This is a genomic window from Ekhidna sp. (assembly GCF_040220215.1).
Taxonomy (GTDB): Bacteria; Bacteroidota; Bacteroidia; order Cytophagales; family Cyclobacteriaceae; genus Ekhidna.
Genome location: NZ_JAVJTR010000025.1, coordinates 291,547 through 309,206, shown reverse-complemented (window position 1 = coordinate 309,206; position 17,660 = coordinate 291,547). Strand labels below are relative to the sequence as shown.

The window sequence follows — 17,660 nt, the reverse complement described above, 5'->3', positions numbered from 1 at the left end:
TACACAATGTAGTAAAAACCATGCCCAATTTATTCATTCGATGAACGACATTCAAAAAATGACCCCTCTATATTTGCCGTATGAATAAGAAAGTCATTCTGCTAATCCTTGACGGCTGGGGCATTGCGAAAGATAAATCTGTCTCCGCAATTGATAAGGCAGATACCCCATTCATGGATCGCATGTTTAAAGAATATCCTCACAGCACGTTGGAAGCGTCGGGTCTTGCTGTTGGTCTGCCAGATGGGCAAATGGGTAACTCAGAAGTGGGTCATATGAATATAGGAGCCGGAAGAGTGGTTTACCAGGATTTGGTTAAAATCGGTAATGCAGTGAATGATGGGTCAATTGCACAAAATAAAACTTTAACGGAAGCAGTGACCTATGCAAAGGAAAATGATAAACCCATTCACCTTATAGGACTTGTCTCTGACGGAGGAGTGCATTCTCACATAGACCATCTGAAAGGATTGCTTAGCACATTTCATGAGCAGGATTTTGACAATGTTTTTGTTCATGCTTTTACGGATGGCCGAGATACTGACCCAAAGGGAGGAGTGGATTATCTCCGTCATCTGCAACGCCATATGGCCGGCACCACAGGAACCTTGGCAACTATAACAGGTAGATATTATGCTATGGACAGGGACAATAGATGGGAGCGGGTGAAGCTGGCGTACGATGCTTTGGTGAAGGGGGAAGGAAAGCGAGTACAAGATCCATTAAGAGCCGTTGAAGAATCGTATCTGGAGGGTGTGACTGATGAGTTTATTAAACCAATCATTTGTGCAGACTCCAAAGTTCAAGAGGGTGATGTGGTCCTTTGCTTTAATTTTCGAACCGATCGTGGAAGGCAAATCACACAAGCCCTTACTCAGCAGGATTTCCCTGAGTATGATATGCAGAAACTCAACCTCCACTATGTCACCATGACTAATTATGACGACTCTTTTGAGCGCGTTAATGTGATGTATGGAAAGGATAACCTGGAGATGACACTTGGCGAAGTACTTGAAAAAAAGCAAAAGAAGCAGATTCGAATTGCTGAAACGGAAAAGTACCCTCATGTTACGTTCTTTTTTTCCGGAGGTAGGGAAGATCCATTCAGAGGAGAGAAACGCATTCTTTGTCCTTCACCGCAAGTAGCTACCTATGACTTGCAACCGGAAATGAGTGCACACGATATACGGGACAAAATTATTCCTGAGCTAAAGGCAAAATCAGCCGATTTTGTGTGTTTAAATTTTGCGAATCCTGATATGGTCGGGCATACAGGTGTTTTTGAAGCAGCCGTTCAGGCCTGCGAAACGGTCGATAAATGTACTGAAGCAGTTGTAAAAACAGCTCTTGAGAACGACTACCTTTCGATCATTATCGCTGACCATGGCAATTCTGATATGATGCTGAATCCCGATGGAACTCCAAATACAGCGCACACTACGAACCTTGTACCCCTCATTGTGGTTGATAAAGACTTTAAAGGTGACCTACAGAGCGGAAAGCTGGGAGATTTAGCCCCAACCATTTTGAAGTTTATGGGACTAGATGCTCCTGAAGAAATGACCGGAGATATTTTGATTTGAAGATGAGGAAATTATTCAATTTGAAGAATGTCCCCTTGAGGCGGTTCGTCGTTACGGGACTACAGGGGTGTTTGTTGATACTCATTCTACTGGGATGTCAAAAACTGAAGCCTGAATCAGTATCAATTCCGGAGTATCCGGATTTTGAGGAGCTGATGACTCAGCAGGTGGAAATCCTGGGACAGACCAAAATTAAAAAAGTAGTGTGGCTTGAAGGACAGAGTGAAGTTCAGGAGATGACAATGGACTCTGCCAACTGGGCTAAAGAACTATCCTTTCTAAAAGAAATCAATCCAAATCAACCTGAGTATGTGGGTGCTTTTGAAAAGTCAACTGAAGATAATTATCAGATACTGACGCTAGGTCCTGATGAAAGGGGGGCTTTAAAACAGGTAAAGTACACCTATACTGAAGGAGAGTACCATTCTATTCTTGCCACATTTCACGAAGACAAAGATGTCTATGTCCATCATCGGGATATTGAAATGAATTTTGAAAAAGGAATACTCAACTCTTTAAGCATTGATGGCTATCAGAAAATGATGCTTAAGGATACGGTGAGGTTTGGGATAAATGTTAACGTCCAGTAACTTGATCCTCAAACAACTTCATTTAACAACTCTGCTTCTTCAGGTTCTTCTGGCTTTTGGTCAAAGTGAAAAAGGTTATCCAGATGTTCAAGAATACAATGCTAAAATTATTCTCGATCTTGTCAATCGTTCAATTGAAGGGAATGTCACAATTGATTTTAGAATATCCTCCGAAGAAACACAGGTCTATTTTGATTGTGGAAATCTTGAGGTTTCGAGTGTAAGAGGTGATCATGTTAAATCCTTTCGACAAGAAAACAGTCAATTGATCATTGAATTTTCTAACCAGTCAAGCGGTCGTTTACAGGTAAGTATCGAATATTCAGGTTCACCAAAAAGAGGCTTGATTTTTAAAGAAGACCTGGCCTATACTGTTTTCTCCACAGATCAATGGATGGTTTGCAATATGGATCCATCCGACAGGGCTCAGTTAACGCTGGAGATAGCAGCTGCTGACACATTGAATCTAATTACAAGTAATTCTTATGAAGCCCCTGCTTACACGTATGGATTTGCAGTAGGTTCATTCGATAAATTTTCGGAAGTATCTGATGGCACAACTTTGACATATTATTCAAATCAATACTCTGAAAAACAGCTTGCAAAAATATTCAGAGAAACGCCTCGCATTCTGGCATTTTTAGAGGAAAAGTCAGGTGTTCCTTATTATCAAGACAGCTATTCACAAATTCTTGCTGGCGATCATTATCAAGAAATGGCTGGTTTTGCGATGATAAAAAGCTCTTATGGAGATCACGTGCTCAGCGACTCTACCGAAACCAACCTTATAACTCATGAGCTAGCACATCAATGGTGGGGGAATCAGATTACTTGTCAAAACTGGAATCACTTTTGGTTAAATGAAGCGTTCGCCACATACCTCTCTGCCGCATATAATGAAGAACGATTTGGGAAAGAAAAATATAAATCAGACATTGATTCATATTTTCAGGTTTATAAAAAAGTAAAAGATAGAGGTGTTGATAAGCCGTTGGTTTTCGATGATTGGTCAAACCCAAGTCGAGATGATAGAAATATTGTCTATTTCAAGGGTGCATTTGTACTACATCTATTACGAGAAGAAATTGGTGATGAGGCCTTCTGGAAAGGCTTGAAACACTATTCTCAGGAAAACTTTGGAAAGTCTGTTACTACATCTGTTTTCCAAAAAGCGATGGAAAAAGCTTCAAGCAAAAGTTTGGATAGTTTTTTTATAAAGTGGGTCTATGGATCTACCGATCCGGATAAGTAGCAGGAGTCATTTCTTTAATAAATAAAACACCATCATAAACATTCGCCCAATCCCCTTTGAGCTCCAGATAGTGGCTTACACCTGACATTTTGAATGAGCTGAAATCTGTATAATTTGAAAAATCTACGAAGCATTTTTGGTGTTTTTGAGCCATGAAGTGCTCCAATGTTTTCCTAGACTTTTCCTTGATTGTTTGTATGTGCCATTCATAAGGAATACTGTATGACCCAGTATAGGAGATAGTTCCGACGGTATACATTTTTTTCCCGATCCTTTCGCTCAAATAATCGCCGGTAGTTTTTACTCCCTCATTTTGAAAATATTTATGTGGCTTCACTGATCCTTCCAGGTTTTTTGCCACATGAAAGTTTGCTGCCCATACGATGATTTTTTCATCAGAATACTTATCTTCTAGTAACCACAAAATATTTGATGCCATTGTACTGTCTCTGGGGTTCTGAATCCACCAGTTTTTGATATTATCGTCCGACCTATCCCACCAGGCTTGACTTTGAGTCAGCAACCCATCTAATATTCTAACCCAGAACCTACACCTGCAACCCTTACAATTAATGTTTACTCCATTTGACAGCTTGTTGATAAAATCATAGAAGCCCTTCCTCTTTCTCTTAGGGGGTATTTTTGATGCTCTGTTCTCCATGAGAAAATTAAAATCTTCTTCAAAGCCTTGGTATTTGATAACATTCAAATGCTTCGCCAGGGAGTCAACTTCTTTGAGAAATTCGTTGCGATAAAGAAAATTATCATAGCTATCAAAACCTGTGAAAACCAAATCAGGATTTACCTTCAAGTAGGCGAACAACTCTTTCATCTCTGCTGCACCGCTCCATTGATAAGGCATTGATTTAAAAATATCTTCAAATTCAGCTTGCCCGCTCTCCATTTTCTCCCTCCACTTAATAAAGGAATACATTCCATCTTCAAGAGCTATGACATTGAAACCTAATTCCTCATGGAGATATTTTACTATTTCGGTTTTTAATGCAAATGTGGCTCCATCTCCATGTGTCATCTCTCCGAGAAGGACAACCTTTTTATCCTCAAGAACTGGTTTTAAAAAAGAAAAATCGGTCTTATCGTCAATGGAGTGGACTGGAAGTTTTGAAAAGTCCTGTGATTGAATAAATAATGAGGAAAGTAAAAAGAACGAATAGATTAGGTATTTCATACCTATTATAACTTCACTCCCAACATCTTAATTGCGGTAGCAGCTGCTTCATCACCTTTATTGCCATGTTTGCCTCCGGCTCTATCTAGTGCTTGTTTCATCGTATCTGGAGTGAGAACCCCAAAAATCACCGGTTTATTGTATTTCAAAGAAACGTTCGTGATTCCATTAGCCACCGCATCGCAGATAAAATCGAAGTGACGAGTCTCTCCCTGAATCACACAACCCAGACAAATCACTGCGTCAATATCCTTGCGCTCTGCCATCCACTGACCTCCAAGGCTCAGTTCAAAAGTGCCGGGGACATTCATCCGCTCAATATTATCACGGTTTGCGCCTGCATTGGTTAGCGTCTGATAGGCTCCCGAGTAAAGTGATTCAGTCACTTGCTCATTCCACTCGGCTACTACAATTCCAAATTTGAACTTGCTGACGTCTATGGATGAACTGATTTTAACGTCGCTGAGGTTTTTATCTGCTGATGACATGGTGTAAAATTAAAAAAGGAAGTCATCCTGAGCATGTCGAAGGATAACTTCCTTTTGTGAAGATGCTGAAACAAGTTCAGCATGACTTAAATATTTTATTGAGCTAATGCTTCTAGCCTTGCCTTCTGCTTTTTTGCATCGTGAATTTGTTCAGAGTTTGGATAGTCAGAAACAATCACTCCGTACGTTCCTGCTGCTGCTGCTAGACTTCCATTTTGCTCCTGGGCAATCGCCAACTTTTTCAAATAAATCGGAGTGAATGATTTATTCTCCTTGTAACCAACGGCTTGCTTGTAATAAGAGATTGCATTTGAAAAATCATCCATTTCCATATATGCGTCACCAATCAATGAGTAAGCCCTTCCCTGCAACAAGTAATCATCACTGCTAAATTCTTCCAACTGGCGAACTGCTCCATCAAAATCTCCTTGCTTTAGGAATGAAGCTCCGGCATAGAACCTGGATAGATTTGCTGCTTTGGTTCCAGGGAACTCCTCAATGATTTCCAAGAACCCGTAACTGTTTCCATCTCCATTCAGCGCAAGCCCTAAGCTGTCAGCATCAAAATAGAATTGTGCCTGAAAAAGCTCTTCCTGTGCAGTTTGATTCTGATTTGTGATGTAGTAATTATATCCAGCAAAACCTACGACAAGTAGGGCGATGACCCCACCGATACCAAAGACCATTGCTTTGTTTCGTTTGCTGCTAAAAAATTCATTGGCTTTTTCAACGATTGCATTTGGATCTTCAAGGATCTCAATACCATCATCTTGCTTTTTTCCTTTTGCCATTTTATTCTAAAATCTTAATTTTTTCTGTCGCATTCCAACTCAAAATTGACATCAATTGTAATAGCCGATAAAAAATGCGGACGCAAAGATATATTTTTTGTTCAGATGTATAAGGCTCTCAGTCAATTATGTGTTTACAAATGGGTAGTCATTCTCCACATAATTGTCTGTATACGCTTCAGAGGCTTCCGGCCATGGTGATTCTTCTGCAAAATCAACTGCTTTCTGAACCTGTTCCTTAATTTCTTTGTCGATTTCCTTCAACTCATCTTCAGTGGCCCATTTGTTCTTGATGATTGTTTGCTTCACCTGCTCAATCGGATCCTGATTTTTGTATTCCTCCAACTCTTCTTTGGTTCTGTATTTTGCCGGATCGGACATGGAGTGACCCTTAAATCTGTAGGTTCGGAATTCCAGGAAAGTAGGACCATCACCTTTTCGTGCTCGTGCTGCGGCTTTAGCCACCGAGTTATGAACGTCCTCTACCTTCATCGCATCAACCGGCTCAGATGGCATATCATATGCTTCAGCCAATGTATAAAGCTCTGTAACATTGGAAGTTCTTTTCACAGAAGTTCCCATCGCATAGCCATTGTTTTCCACAACGAAAATGACAGGCATTTTCATGGTCATAGCCATGTTGAAAGCCTCATGCAAAGCTCCCTGACGAACAGCGCCATCTCCCATGTAGCAAATGCATAAGCTTTTTGTCCCTTTATATTGCTCCGCAAATCCAATTCCTGCTCCTAAAGGAATCTGAGCCCCCACAATTCCATGACCTCCCATGAAATTCACTTCTTTATCAAACATGTGCATAGATCCGCCCTTGCCCTTGGAAACACCAGTAGACTTACCGTAAAGTTCAGCCATCACTCTTCCGGGATCAGTTCCCAATGCCAGCGGATGACCGTGATCTCTATATGCTGTGATCCACTTGTCATCTTTTTCCAAGGCTGACACAGCACCGGAAGCACACGCCTCCTGCCCGATATAAAGGTGACAAAATCCGCGAATTTTCTGCTGACCATAGAGCTGACCGGCTTTCTCCTCAAACCTCCTCATTAGCTGCATTGAGCGAAACCACTCCATATACTGCTCCTTAGAAAACTCACCTGATTTTTTTGTTGTCTTTTTAGCCGCCATAGGACCCAATTGTTTGTTTTACTTTGCTAAACGGATAGCGAAATTAGCGTAAAACAGGGTGAGTTGAAAAGAATTGCCTGTAGATGCTCAAGATATCCCTGTAATCAAAAATGACTCGTTTAGTCTCCTCCCTGGAGGAGAAAGAGGTGGGTTAATCTTAAAACAGTCATTTTTGAATACTTTGTGTTCACGAGCAACCCACCCCAACCCCTCCCAGGAGGGGAGTTTGATTTGATAAATGATCCTTAAGAATTTAAAACTTACAACTTTCAAAAACCACCCCGAATCTTCGTTTGAGTTTGGGGAAAGGATCAATTGTGTCCTTGGAAAAAATGGAGTTGGCAAAACCAATTTGCTAGACGCCATTTACTATTTATCATTTACAAAGAGTGCTGTTGGGTCTCAGGACCGACTCGCCATCACCCATGATGAACGAGCATTTACACTTTTTGGCACTTATGAAGAATTGACAATAGCTATTCAGTTTGAAAAAGGGAAAGTGAAAACGCTTAAAATAGATGGCCAAGAACCAGAGCGGCTAAGTGATGTAATAGGAAAAGTACCACTTGTTATTGTGCTTCCTGATGACACTTCCATGATCAAGGAAGGGAGTGAGGAAAGGCGAAAGTTTTTTGATGGTGCACTTTCTCAATTTGACGGAGAATACCTCAAATCACTTCTCAAGTACAACAAAGTACTGAAACAACGAAACAGTCTGCTTAAAATCGAGGACGGAAGAAGTCTCAATAAAAAGCTGCTTGAAACCTACGATGACCAGCTGATTCCACTGGCAATTGACATCTCCAATAAGCGACAGGAAATGAAAGAGGTATTTCTCCCATTCCTACAAAAAAACTATTCCGAGCTACATGAAGGAGGGGAAGTTCCGGGATTGAATTTCAAAACACATGTCATAGAAGGTTTTGGGGATCGATTCAAGGCTAATTCCCAAAAGGATCAAATCATGCAGCGTACCCTGATGGGTAGCCATAAAGATGACTTTGAGTTTTTACTGGATGGAGAATTGATCAAAAAGTTTGGCTCTCAGGGCCAACAAAAGACGTTCATCATTGCACTGAAACTAGCTCTTTATGATTTCTTGAAAGAAAAAACAGCTAAAAAGCCACTCCTCCTCCTCGATGATATTTTTGACAAACTGGATGACTCCAGAATCGAGCTACTGGTTTCTCTCTTGCTTGATCACGATCGGTTTCAACAGATCTTTATTACGGATGCGAGGAAAGATCGAAGCAAGGAATTATTCAGGAAGGAGAAAGAGGTGAATTTTATTGAACTACCCAATAGGGGTAGGACGAGTTAAATAATTAATTCCTAAGGACTTATTTTCATGCTACCTTCGAACCCAAGACACTCGTCCTACCACTGATTCCATGAAAGAAGACCCAATCAAAAGTTTCCGTAATGCCTTTCAGGGATTTCTTAAAGAGGAAAACCTGGAGCATACTTACAAGCAAAAGCAAGTCATTACGGACTGGGAACGGATAATGGGCAAGACCATCGCCTCCCGAACCACCAAAATGTTCTTCAATCAAAAAACGCTCTTTGTGAAGCTCTCTTCCGCTCCACTCAAAAGCGAAATGCAAAATTCCAAAACTCAGATCATTGAGTTAATTGAAAAGGAAATCGGAAAAGGTGAGGTGGAGGATGTTAGGTTTCTTTAATCCTTAAACGGCACCCTCCACATTAAATAATAATCAAAGGCCGTTGAGTTTTGTCTGCGGGTTTTTCCAAAGCCGGGGATGTCATAGGTCTTCAGTTCGCCTTCTCCATCGATCTTTCTGGAAAACTGCCACCGCATAGTGAACCCCATGTAGAGATTGGAAACAACCTTGCCTCTTAAGCCAAAAGCAACCTCCAGCCACCTGGCAGATAGATTCTCATTTTCAAAAAAATAGGTCTGCTCACCGAAACCCTGATCAGCTATGTAGGTTATTTGATCTTCGAAATTAGCTCTTGCATACCTCAGACCTAGAGATAGCACATTGCCACTTTCTTTTTCCTTAGAGAAATTTCTGTCGAAACCTACCCGGTAGTAGCTCCCTTTGTTTTGATAATCAAAGGTCTCTCCTCGCTGATGCTCCTCAACCCCATAATCAAGCACTAGATTGTAGCGATGAAAAGCAACAGCTGCTTCTACTTCATGGGAGGTGAGATCCGAACCGAAAAAGGTTCGTCCACTGCGTATTGAGTTCACTCCCATTTTCAGCTCATATGGCCTAAAATCCACAGGTTCCTTCTTCTTTTGAGGAGCTGTTTCCTGACCAAAAGCAATTAGGCTAAAAACCAATGCTGACAGACTAAAAATAGATTTTAACATTGGTGTCTAGTTGTATGTTCGTAACTGTCCCTGGAATGGATAGTGAATCAAAGGTGTATCGAATTGTATCCAGATTAATAAATGTAATGGAAGGGTCACACTTGGGATCGAAAATCGAAAACTCTACCTCGTGACTCATCTCCAGTTCATGACTTGAGGTATCTGTGAGAAAAAAGAATGACGTTGCGTCATCCGAGGGACTAAGAGGAAGTGCCACTGCTGTAGAGTCTTCGGAGAAGAATCCCTCTCCATAAATATAATTACCTGAGCCTATCGTAAATCCCACTTTTTTAGATTGCTTCGTTTCTATATCATAAAAGCGAACAATCATCACATCCAGATTATCATCGGTACGGCAATCTTCAATGTCCTGACATGAGAGGACTACAAGAGCAAAAAGTATGATTCCAAGTTTTTTCACAGGCTGGCAAAATTAAACGTTAAAGGTTTCTAACAGAACGTAACCCTCAGATTTCCATTAGCTTTGCACATGCCAAGCTAAATTGAACTAAAAAAAGATCGTAGAGCTTTATTAATGTCATGAAAACGAAGGGGTTAAAGAAAACAAAAGTCAACATCGTCACACTCGGGTGCTCCAAAAACCTGGTGGATTCTGAAGTGATGTTGACACAGCTGAGGGGAAACAACATTGATGCCACACATGAGTCAACCAAAGATGATGCGAATGTGGTGGTGGTAAACACATGCGGTTTCATTGACAATGCCAAACAGGAATCCATTGATACAATTCTGAGATATGTAGATGCGAAACAGGAGGGGCTGGTTGAGAAAGTGTACGTTTCCGGCTGTCTATCCCAGCGCTACAAAGACGAACTCAAAGAAGAAATACCGGATGTAGATGCCTGGTTTGGGACAGGAGACCTTCCTGCGCTTCTGAAAAAATTCAAGGCAGACTATAAAAAGGAATTGCTTGGTGAGCGAATCCTGACTACCAGCAACCATTACGCATATTTAAAAATTGCAGAAGGATGTGACCGCCCCTGTAGTTTTTGTGCGATTCCGTTGATGCGTGGCAAGCATGTTTCCAAACCAATGGAACAAGTAGTAGCAGAAGCAGAATCATTGGTAAGACAGGGAACCAAAGAAATTTTACTCATAGCACAAGACTCTACTTATTACGGGTTAGATCTATACAAAAAGAGAAACTTAGCTGAGCTAATGGATCGATTAGCTGATGTGGAAGGGCTAGATTGGATCCGTCTTCACTATGCATTCCCAACAGGTTTCCCTGAAGATGTGTTGGATGTAATGGCCAAGCGATCAAATATCTGCAACTACCTGGATATTCCTTTACAGCATGCATCCACCAACATGCTAAAAATGATGCGTAGAGGAACGACCAGAGAAAAGACCGAAGCTTTGTTGGATAAGATGAGAAGCAAGGTTCCGGATATTGCAATTCGTACAACTTTGATTGCTGGTCATCCGGGGGAAACGCAGCAGGATTTTGAAGAGATGTTGGACTTTGTGGAGAAAAATCGTTTCGAAAGACTGGGGATATTCACCTACTCACATGAGGAAAACACCCATTCATACAATTTTGAAGATGATGTGCCGGATGAAACCAAACAAGCGCGCGCAAATGCCGTAATGGATTTGCAGGAAGAAATTTCCACGAGCATCAATGAGGGAAAAATCGGGAAAGAATATAAAGTTCTGATCGACCGGATGGAGAGCGGGACATTCATCGGACGAACCGAGTATGATTCCCCTGAAGTTGATAATGAAGTGATTATCCCGGCCGACCACTCATACTTGCGAATTGGAGATTTTGCCCGGATAAAAATTACCGACGCTACAGCCTTTGATCTGTACGGCGAACCTGTTAAATAATTTCGTATATTTAATTGTATGGGAGCATTAAACGTTAGCGATAAGACATTAAAGAAATACTTTACTTTCTTGAATAAGCTGGACGATTCATCCAAAACCAGGTTAATCGATAGGAAGAAATCTATTTCTGGCTCAAAGAAAAGCGTCCCTTCAATATCAGATATATATGGATCATGGGAAGATTCGCTTTCTGCTGAGGAACAAATCAAGGAAATTCGAAACTCCAGAATTGATCGCTCTTCGGAATTGAATTTCGAATGAAGTATCCGCTCGACACCAATATTTGTATTTACCTGTTTCGTGGTAAGTTTCAAATCGATCAAAAAATCATTGATCAAGGAGTCAGAAATTGTGCAATTTCAGAAATTACCCTTGCCGAGTTGGTCTATGGACCTGAAAACAGTTCTAAGCCCAAAAAACATCTTCAAATAATTTCAGACTTCACCTCTCAAATTCCTGTCTTACCCATTTATGATGCCTATCTATGGAAAAGTGAAGTCTGACTTAAGGAAGAAGGGAACTTTAATCAGCGACTTTGATTTACTGATTGGTGCCACAGCTTTGGCTAATGAAATGATTATGGTCACGGAAAATGTAGGCGAATTTACGCGACTGGAAAACCTAAAAACTGAAAATTGGGTTAAAGACCTTCAATAAGAAATATCTATGGTGCGAACCGAAACCATTCCTTTAGACGAGACTGATTGTTTTTCGCCCTTTTTCATTGACTACATCAACAAAAAGGAAGCGCTCACTCCATTCTATAATGCTTTCCCAACTGTTCAGAATTTCAAGAAAGTAATAGAAAACCGGCAGTTCAAAGATGAAAATCGGAGCGTTTTGGTAGAGGTACTTAAAGAACAATATCGGGGGCTCCATATAAATAGTGAAGTTTCTGCTAACATTGAATCGCTAGTAGACTCCAAATCTTTCACGGTCACTACCGGTCATCAGCTCAATATTTTCACAGGTCCACTTTATTTTATTTATAAAATCGTAACGGTTGTTAATGCCTGCAAAACCTTAAATCAGGCTTACCCGGATTGCAATTTTGTGCCCGTTTACTGGATGGCAAGTGAGGATCATGATTTTGAAGAGATCAATCACTTCTTTTTTGAAGGAAAAAAATATGAGTGGGAGACTGATCAGACAGGTGCTGTAGGTCATTTTGACCCTTCAGCACTAAAGGAAATAGCAGACAAACTCCCAAAAGGAGCTGGGTTTTTCAAAGACGCATATTCACACAAGACATTGGCAGATGCCGCCAGGGCTTATGTCAATCACTTATTTGGTGATAGAGGGCTGGTTGTGGTTGATGCAGATCATTCCAAACTAAAAACATTATTCAGTCATGTAATTGAGGATGATCTTTTTGAACACTCTTCTGAAGGTTTGGTTGCTAAGACCTCCTCTTCGCTAAATAAGCTTGGATATAAAACTCAGGTTCATGCCCGTCAAATCAACTTCTTTTACCTGGATAAAGGTGTTCGTGAACGCATTGAAAAAACAGATGCTGGATTTCAGGTTGCAGATACGGATATCACTTTTAGTAATGATGGAATGAGAAAGCTGATTCATGATTATCCGGAGCGATTTAGTCCCAATGTCATTCTTCGTCCACTATATCAGGAGACTATTCTTCCAAATCTGGCTTATGTGGGCGGTCCATCGGAGGCGGTATACTGGCTTCAACTAAAAGGTGTTTTTGATCACTTTAAAACAGCCTTCCCTATATTGATGCCCAGAAATTTTGCCCTGGTTGTTCCAGGGGTCGTTTCTGGAAAGTGGGGGAAATCCGGTCTCTCACAATCTGATCTTTTTCTAAGCAGTGAAAAGGCTTTTGAAAAATGGGTGAAAGCGAATTGTAATCATGAGATATCCTATGCTTCAGAACTGGAAAAACTAAAACAGCTGGAAAACTCTCTAAAGAATAAAGCAGAAGAAGTTGACCCTACATTAAAGCAACATATTGAAGCACTTCACACTTCATTTTCGAAACGAATTGAAAAAGCGGAGAAGAAACTGGTGAGAGCTGAAAAGCGACTACACGAAGATCGAAAAAAGCAAATAGAATCTGTGAAAGAAGTACTTTTTCCCGGAGGAAGTCTTCAAGAACGAAAGGACAATTTTCTTAATTTCTACCTCCATGATCCTGAGTTCGTTAATAAGCTACTAAAGGCATTTGATGCCTTTGATTATCGGATGTACTTGTTATTTCAATAGCCCCTCAGGCTTAGCTTTTTCAGTATTTGATTCTTATTTTACAAGTACCAATTTTTAGCAGCTATGGATATCAAAACCCCAACACTTCTTGTAGATAAAGAAAAGGTCATCAGGAACATTGAGAAGATGGCTGAAAAAGCCAAAAAATCACGTGCCGTATTAAGACCACATTTTAAAACTCATTTTTCCGCAGAAATTGGAGGTTGGTTTAAAGATTTTGGCGTTAAAACGTGCACGGTTAGCTCTGTCTCGATGGCACAGTATTTTGCATCTCATGACTGGGATGATATTACCATTGCATTTCCATACAACCTGCTTGAGTCAGCAGAAATCAATGAGCTCGCAGAAAAGGTGAACCTAAATATCCTTGTCGAATCAGAAGAAAGTCTAGCCCACATTCAAAAACACATTGCTGCCAATATTGGTTACTTCATTAAAATAGATGTCGGCACACATCGTACAGGAGTTGATCCAAGAAATGGGGCTTTGATAAAAACACTGGTTGACATTTCTTCAGATCAAATTCAATTCAAAGGGTTTTTGGCCCATGCCGGTCATACATACGGCTGTCGCGATTTGGAAGGAATCCAATGGATTTTTGATGGGTCAGTTAAAACACTGAGCGAATTGAAAAATAAGTTTGGTGGTATCATTTCTTATGGAGACACACCCACTTGTAGCCTCATTGATGACTTTTCGTTTTGCGACGAAATGCGCCCGGGAAATTTTGTCTTTTACGACTGGATGCAACATCAAATTGGATCATGTGCTGTAGACGAAATTGCAGTATGCCTAGCATGTCCAGTAGTTGCAATACATAAAGAGCGAAATGAAATAGTGGTTTACGGGGGCGGAGTTCATTTATCGAAAGAAATGGTTCAGGAAAAAGACATCATGGGTAAGGATCTGAAGTGCTTTGGAAAGATGGTATCGCTTCAAAAAGATGGGTGGAGCAGTGAAATTCGTGGGAACGTAGTTCGTTTATCTCAGGAACATGGAATCATCAAGCTATCCTCAGATGAAATCGCTCGTGTAAAAGTAGGTCACTTGATTGGGATTCTTCCTGTACATTCGTGTCTCACTGCTGATTTACAAGGACATTATCTCTCGACTTCCGGAGACAAAATTGAAAAGATGACCAAAAATTAAAAATGCAAAAATTCCTTTCGCTGCTTTTTATCGTGCTCGCCCTTTCCGGTTTTTCAAGAACCGATCCTCCGAAAGATACCATTGATATGATGATTGGTCAGATGATCATGATCGGAATCGGTGACTTCAACCTGGTAGACGGTGATGAGCTAATATTTGATGAGGTGAAAACCGGTAAAGTTGGTGGAGTAGTGCTTTATGAAAAAAATATCCTCTTTGAGAGCCCTAAACCAGAGCTTGCACTTTTGGTAGAAACCCTACAAAAAAACTCCCCCATTCCTCTTTTCATCAGCATCGACGAAGAAGGAGGCCGGGTGACCCGATTGAAAACAAGGTATGGTTTTCCAAAGAATGTTTCTGCACAGTACCTGGGAGACATGAACAATCTGGATTCCACAAAATATTATGCCAATCAAACCGCATCCATCCTTAGCAGCTTTGGCATCAATATGAATTATGCGCCAGTGGTGGATGTTAACCTAAATCCCAGAAATCCGGTAATAGGAAAAATCGAGAGAAGCTATTCAGAAGATTATAAAGAAGTGATCGAACAAGCATATCATGTCATTGATCAGCACAATAAAAGAGGTGTTGTTCCGGTTTTGAAACACTTTCCGGGACATGGAAGCAGTAGGAGTGATACCCACCTTGGGTTAACTGACGTCACAGAAACCTGGCAGATAGAAGAGATGTATCCCTACTCTGCTCTAATAGATAGTGGTGTGGTAAAAGCTGTTATGACCGCCCACATCGTCAATAAATCACTAGACAGTTCCAAAAACCCGGCAACACTTTCAAAACGGATTGTTACCGGCATGCTCCGTGATTTTCTGGGCTTTGAGGGGGTTATCATCTCTGATGATATGCAAATGGGCGCCATCAACAATGAGTATGGGTTGCGTGAAGCAATCCGCCTGTCTATCGAGGCGGGAGTAGATATGCTCATGTTTGCCAATAATGTAAAAGATTATAATATGGTGACTGCCAATACTGTACATGCCATTATAAAAGATCTTCTTTTTGAAGGAATTGTGACTCGAGAACGTATTTACGAGTCCTATAAACGAGTCATGAAACTAAAAGTAGAAGCCGGACTCTGTGATGAGAATTATTACCGTTCATTGAAAAATAAGCTCAGAGCTTATAACTAAGCATAGAATAAAAACTGTTTTACTATCTTCACCATTCCATGATCCAATACAACCCTAAATCGTGGTTTTCGCTCATCTTTGATGTCTACAGCAGGTATGTCATCCGGGCGTTATTCCCACTAATACTATTCGCCGGAGTACTTACATCTGTGCTGTGCTTTCTTTTCATCGATGTGATGCAAGTCGTCATCATTGACACAAAGGCTTTTCACTCCATTTTAGGGGTTATCCTTGGTTTGTTCCTTGTCCTTAGAACCAATACAGCCTATGACCGATGGTGGGAAGGAAGAAAACTTTGGGGACAGCTGGTAAACGATACACGTCAACTAGCTATTAAAATCACCACTTTTTTACCGGAGGACGCAAAGGAGGACCGGCTCTTTTTCAAAAAGATGATTCCAAATATCACCTTCGCGATGAAGCATCATCTTCGGAATAGCATTCTAGTGGGTGAGATGGATTTCTATGATGAAAAATGCAAGGATCGTATCATCAACAGTAACCATCGGCCCAATATCATCAATAAGATTCTTATGGAACGGGTAGTTCAGCTGAACAAATCGGGAGTGTTAAGTGCCGACAAGCTCTTCATAGTGGATAAAGAGATTAAAGGGTTCACTGATATTATTGGCGCATGCGAAAGGATCAAGTCGACACCTATTCCTTATTCATACAGTATGTTCATAAAGAAATTTTTGTTCATCTACTGTATCACTCTCCCAATGACATTCATTGGTGAGTTTGGGTACTGGTCTATTATACTGGTAGTGGTGGCCTTCTATTTTTTGATGAGTGTGGAGCTTATATCCGAAGAAATTGAGGATCCCTTCGGTAAGGACATTAATGACCTTCCTCTTGATGAGCTTTGTGTAAAAATCAAAAAGAACATCATAGAAATTTTCAACAATAACTAACTTGGTAATCTAAATCGCTATAAAAACCTGATATTATGAAATTCAATCAACTTAAACTATCCTCTCTTGCACTTGCAACCGCCGTGCTTGTTTCATCTTGTGGTGGAGGAAGCAGCAAAGAGGAGTCCTCATCAGATGCTTCATCTGAATTTGAAGCTGCCAAAGAACAAGTAGCTGCCGATGTTTCAAAAGTATTGAGTGACTTGCCACCTCCATCAGAGGTTCCATATATGCTTATGAATGCTGGTGCAGATTTTGATCAAAACATCATCAATGGCCTTGACAAAATGGAGTCTTATCAATCAAATGAAGCGAAAGCTGCGCTTAACCTTGGTGTCTATGCTACAGATATCGGGTACCTGGCATCATACGGAAAGTCTGAGTTAGCACTAGACTACATGGGTGAATGCCAAAAGCTGGCTGCTCCTGTAGGCGTTGCGGAAGCCATTGATTATGGCATGATTTCACGATTTGAAGCCAATATGGAAAACAAAGATTCCTTGGCAGTAATCATCAATGAAGTTATGCAAAAATCCGGTGAGCGATTGGGTGAATTAGAGGAGTTGAATAGCGCTGCATTATTGCTGGCAGGTAGCTGGATAGAGGGTGTTTATATCTCCACCAGTATAGTAAACAACTATCCTGATGATCTTCCTGAAGAATCCAGAACCTTGATCCTGGAACCATTGGTAAAAATTGTAATGGATCAAAAAACATCTCTGGCTGACCTACTTCAAGTGATGAATGATGTGCCTGCAACTGACGATATTAAAAACATGATCGCAGAACTTGAAAAGGTGAAAGCCATTTATGACGGTGAATTAGCAGAGGTAGAAAAGCAAATTTCTGAAAATACCGGAGGATTTGTTTTAAAGCCCAGCACACTTGACAACCTTTCTGCCGAAGTGAACAGAATAAGAGGTTCTATTATAGAATAGACTTTCAAACCAAAATAAAGCCGTCACTGCCAATAGCAATGACGGCTTTTTTATTTC

Annotated in this window: 20 protein-coding genes; 14 read left to right on the top strand and 6 right to left on the bottom strand. The window is 40.7% G+C overall.

Annotated features, from left to right (window positions below; genetic code table 11):
• Positions 1–80: 80 nt before the first annotated feature.
• From gpmI to RIC88_RS17820, 3 genes are all read left to right on the top strand, one after another.
• Positions 81–1,583 (top strand): 2,3-bisphosphoglycerate-independent phosphoglycerate mutase, encoded by a 1,503-nt coding sequence (gpmI, locus tag RIC88_RS17830; RefSeq protein ID WP_350218924.1) that lies wholly within the window; start codon positions 81–83, stop codon positions 1,581–1,583.
• A gap of 74 nt (positions 1,584–1,657) precedes the next feature.
• Positions 1,658–2,173 carry a hypothetical protein gene (locus tag RIC88_RS17825; RefSeq protein WP_350218923.1) on the top strand — a complete coding sequence of 172 codons (516 nt, stop codon included), beginning with the start codon at positions 1,658–1,660 and terminating at the stop codon, positions 2,171–2,173.
• 1 nt (position 2,174) lies between these two features.
• Positions 2,175–3,425 (top strand): M1 family aminopeptidase, encoded by a 1,251-nt coding sequence (locus tag RIC88_RS17820; RefSeq protein WP_350218922.1) that lies wholly within the window; start codon positions 2,175–2,177, stop codon positions 3,423–3,425.
• Here the strand turns inward: RIC88_RS17820 and RIC88_RS17815 are convergent.
• From RIC88_RS17815 to pdhA, 4 genes are all read right to left on the bottom strand, one after another.
• Positions 3,406–4,614, bottom strand: coding sequence for an erythromycin esterase family protein (locus tag RIC88_RS17815; protein WP_350218921.1), 1,209 nt, complete (start codon positions 4,612–4,614; stop codon positions 3,406–3,408). The two genes, RIC88_RS17820 and RIC88_RS17815, sit on opposite strands and share 20 nt — an antisense overlap.
• A 5-nt stretch (positions 4,615–4,619) precedes the next feature.
• Complete coding sequence (gene ribH, locus RIC88_RS17810; RefSeq protein ID WP_350218920.1) at positions 4,620–5,102, bottom strand: 6,7-dimethyl-8-ribityllumazine synthase; 483 nt, start codon at positions 5,100–5,102, stop codon at positions 4,620–4,622.
• A 95-nt stretch (positions 5,103–5,197) separates the two neighbouring features.
• Complete coding sequence (locus RIC88_RS17805) at positions 5,198–5,893, bottom strand: tetratricopeptide repeat protein (RefSeq protein WP_350218919.1); 696 nt, start codon at positions 5,891–5,893, stop codon at positions 5,198–5,200.
• Between the two features lie 126 nt (positions 5,894–6,019).
• Positions 6,020–7,036: a pyruvate dehydrogenase (acetyl-transferring) E1 component subunit alpha gene (pdhA, locus tag RIC88_RS17800; protein WP_350218918.1), complete on the bottom strand. Its 1,017-nt coding sequence runs from the start codon at positions 7,034–7,036 to the stop codon at positions 6,020–6,022.
• Between the two features lie 238 nt (positions 7,037–7,274).
• Here pdhA and recF point away from each other — a divergent pair, with 238 nt between their 5' ends.
• A complete protein-coding gene (recF, locus tag RIC88_RS17795; protein WP_350218917.1) occupies positions 7,275–8,357 on the top strand; it encodes a DNA replication/repair protein RecF in 1,083 nt (360 codons plus the stop codon).
• Between the two features lie 70 nt (positions 8,358–8,427).
• Positions 8,428–8,718 carry a DciA family protein gene (locus tag RIC88_RS17790; protein WP_350218916.1) on the top strand — a complete coding sequence of 97 codons (291 nt, stop codon included), beginning with the start codon at positions 8,428–8,430 and terminating at the stop codon, positions 8,716–8,718.
• Here RIC88_RS17790 and RIC88_RS17785 read toward each other — a convergent pair.
• Positions 8,715–9,374, bottom strand: coding sequence for a DUF6048 family protein (locus RIC88_RS17785; RefSeq protein WP_350218915.1), 660 nt, complete (start codon positions 9,372–9,374; stop codon positions 8,715–8,717). The two genes, RIC88_RS17790 and RIC88_RS17785, sit on opposite strands and share 4 nt — an antisense overlap.
• Complete coding sequence (locus RIC88_RS17780) at positions 9,355–9,795, bottom strand: hypothetical protein (protein WP_350218914.1); 441 nt, start codon at positions 9,793–9,795, stop codon at positions 9,355–9,357. Before RIC88_RS17780 ends, RIC88_RS17785 begins: the two co-directional genes overlap by 20 nt.
• Positions 9,796–9,914: 119 nt before the next feature.
• On the opposite strand from RIC88_RS17780, the gene rimO reads away from it, so the two are divergent.
• The 9 genes from rimO (at position 9,915) to RIC88_RS17735 (ending at position 17,603) form a co-directional block, all read left to right on the top strand.
• Positions 9,915–11,228, top strand: a complete 1,314-nt coding sequence (gene rimO, locus RIC88_RS17775; RefSeq protein WP_350218913.1) for a 30S ribosomal protein S12 methylthiotransferase RimO — start codon at positions 9,915–9,917, stop codon at positions 11,226–11,228.
• A gap of 18 nt (positions 11,229–11,246) precedes the next feature.
• Positions 11,247–11,489 carry a hypothetical protein gene (locus RIC88_RS17770; protein ID WP_350218912.1) on the top strand — a complete coding sequence of 81 codons (243 nt, stop codon included), beginning with the start codon at positions 11,247–11,249 and terminating at the stop codon, positions 11,487–11,489.
• Complete coding sequence (locus RIC88_RS17765; protein WP_350218911.1) at positions 11,486–11,731, top strand: PIN domain-containing protein; 246 nt, start codon at positions 11,486–11,488, stop codon at positions 11,729–11,731. Before RIC88_RS17770 ends, RIC88_RS17765 begins: the two co-directional genes overlap by 4 nt.
• Complete coding sequence (locus RIC88_RS17760) at positions 11,721–11,885, top strand: PIN domain-containing protein (protein WP_350218910.1); 165 nt, start codon at positions 11,721–11,723, stop codon at positions 11,883–11,885. The genes RIC88_RS17765 and RIC88_RS17760 overlap by 11 nt, the downstream gene beginning before the upstream one ends.
• A gap of 9 nt (positions 11,886–11,894) precedes the next feature.
• Positions 11,895–13,451 (top strand): bacillithiol biosynthesis cysteine-adding enzyme BshC, encoded by a 1,557-nt coding sequence (gene bshC / locus RIC88_RS17755; protein WP_350218909.1) that lies wholly within the window; start codon positions 11,895–11,897, stop codon positions 13,449–13,451.
• Between the two features lie 63 nt (positions 13,452–13,514).
• The gene (locus tag RIC88_RS17750) at positions 13,515–14,600 is read left to right on the top strand and encodes an alanine racemase (protein ID WP_350218908.1); all 1,086 of its coding nucleotides are present in this window, start codon (positions 13,515–13,517) and stop codon (positions 14,598–14,600) included.
• Between the two features lie 2 nt (positions 14,601–14,602).
• The gene (locus RIC88_RS17745; protein ID WP_350218907.1) at positions 14,603–15,751 is read left to right on the top strand and encodes a glycoside hydrolase family 3 protein; all 1,149 of its coding nucleotides are present in this window, start codon (positions 14,603–14,605) and stop codon (positions 15,749–15,751) included.
• Between the two features lie 38 nt (positions 15,752–15,789).
• Positions 15,790–16,665 carry a bestrophin family protein gene (locus tag RIC88_RS17740; RefSeq protein ID WP_350218906.1) on the top strand — a complete coding sequence of 292 codons (876 nt, stop codon included), beginning with the start codon at positions 15,790–15,792 and terminating at the stop codon, positions 16,663–16,665.
• Between the two features lie 35 nt (positions 16,666–16,700).
• Entirely contained in the window at positions 16,701–17,603 is a 903-nt protein-coding gene (locus RIC88_RS17735; RefSeq protein ID WP_350218905.1) for a hypothetical protein, read from the top strand.
• Positions 17,604–17,660: the final 57 nt, after the last annotated feature.

Excerpts from the sequence above, each read along its gene's own strand:
- gpmI (WP_350218924.1), top strand. The coding sequence starts at position 81 with ATGAATAAGAAAGTCATTCTGCTAATCCTTGACGGCTGGGGCATTGCG.
- RIC88_RS17815 (WP_350218921.1), bottom strand. The coding sequence starts at position 4,614 with ATGAAATACCTAATCTATTCGTTCTTTTTACTTTCCTCATTATTTATT.
- ribH (WP_350218920.1), bottom strand. The coding sequence starts at position 5,102 with ATGTCATCAGCAGATAAAAACCTCAGCGACGTTAAAATCAGTTCATCC.
- RIC88_RS17805 (WP_350218919.1), bottom strand. The coding sequence starts at position 5,893 with ATGGCAAAAGGAAAAAAGCAAGATGATGGTATTGAGATCCTTGAAGAT.
- pdhA (WP_350218918.1), bottom strand. The coding sequence starts at position 7,036 with ATGGCGGCTAAAAAGACAACAAAAAAATCAGGTGAGTTTTCTAAGGAG.
- recF (WP_350218917.1), top strand. The coding sequence starts at position 7,275 with ATGATCCTTAAGAATTTAAAACTTACAACTTTCAAAAACCACCCCGAA.
- RIC88_RS17790 (WP_350218916.1), top strand. The coding sequence starts at position 8,428 with ATGAAAGAAGACCCAATCAAAAGTTTCCGTAATGCCTTTCAGGGATTT.
- RIC88_RS17785 (WP_350218915.1), bottom strand. The coding sequence starts at position 9,374 with ATGTTAAAATCTATTTTTAGTCTGTCAGCATTGGTTTTTAGCCTAATT.
- rimO (WP_350218913.1), top strand. The coding sequence starts at position 9,915 with ATGAAAACGAAGGGGTTAAAGAAAACAAAAGTCAACATCGTCACACTC.
- RIC88_RS17770 (WP_350218912.1), top strand. The coding sequence starts at position 11,247 with ATGGGAGCATTAAACGTTAGCGATAAGACATTAAAGAAATACTTTACT.
- RIC88_RS17765 (WP_350218911.1), top strand. The coding sequence starts at position 11,486 with ATGAAGTATCCGCTCGACACCAATATTTGTATTTACCTGTTTCGTGGT.
- bshC (WP_350218909.1), top strand. The coding sequence starts at position 11,895 with ATGGTGCGAACCGAAACCATTCCTTTAGACGAGACTGATTGTTTTTCG.
- RIC88_RS17750 (WP_350218908.1), top strand. The coding sequence starts at position 13,515 with ATGGATATCAAAACCCCAACACTTCTTGTAGATAAAGAAAAGGTCATC.
- RIC88_RS17745 (WP_350218907.1), top strand. The coding sequence starts at position 14,603 with ATGCAAAAATTCCTTTCGCTGCTTTTTATCGTGCTCGCCCTTTCCGGT.
- RIC88_RS17740 (WP_350218906.1), top strand. The coding sequence starts at position 15,790 with ATGATCCAATACAACCCTAAATCGTGGTTTTCGCTCATCTTTGATGTC.
- RIC88_RS17735 (WP_350218905.1), top strand. The coding sequence starts at position 16,701 with ATGAAATTCAATCAACTTAAACTATCCTCTCTTGCACTTGCAACCGCC.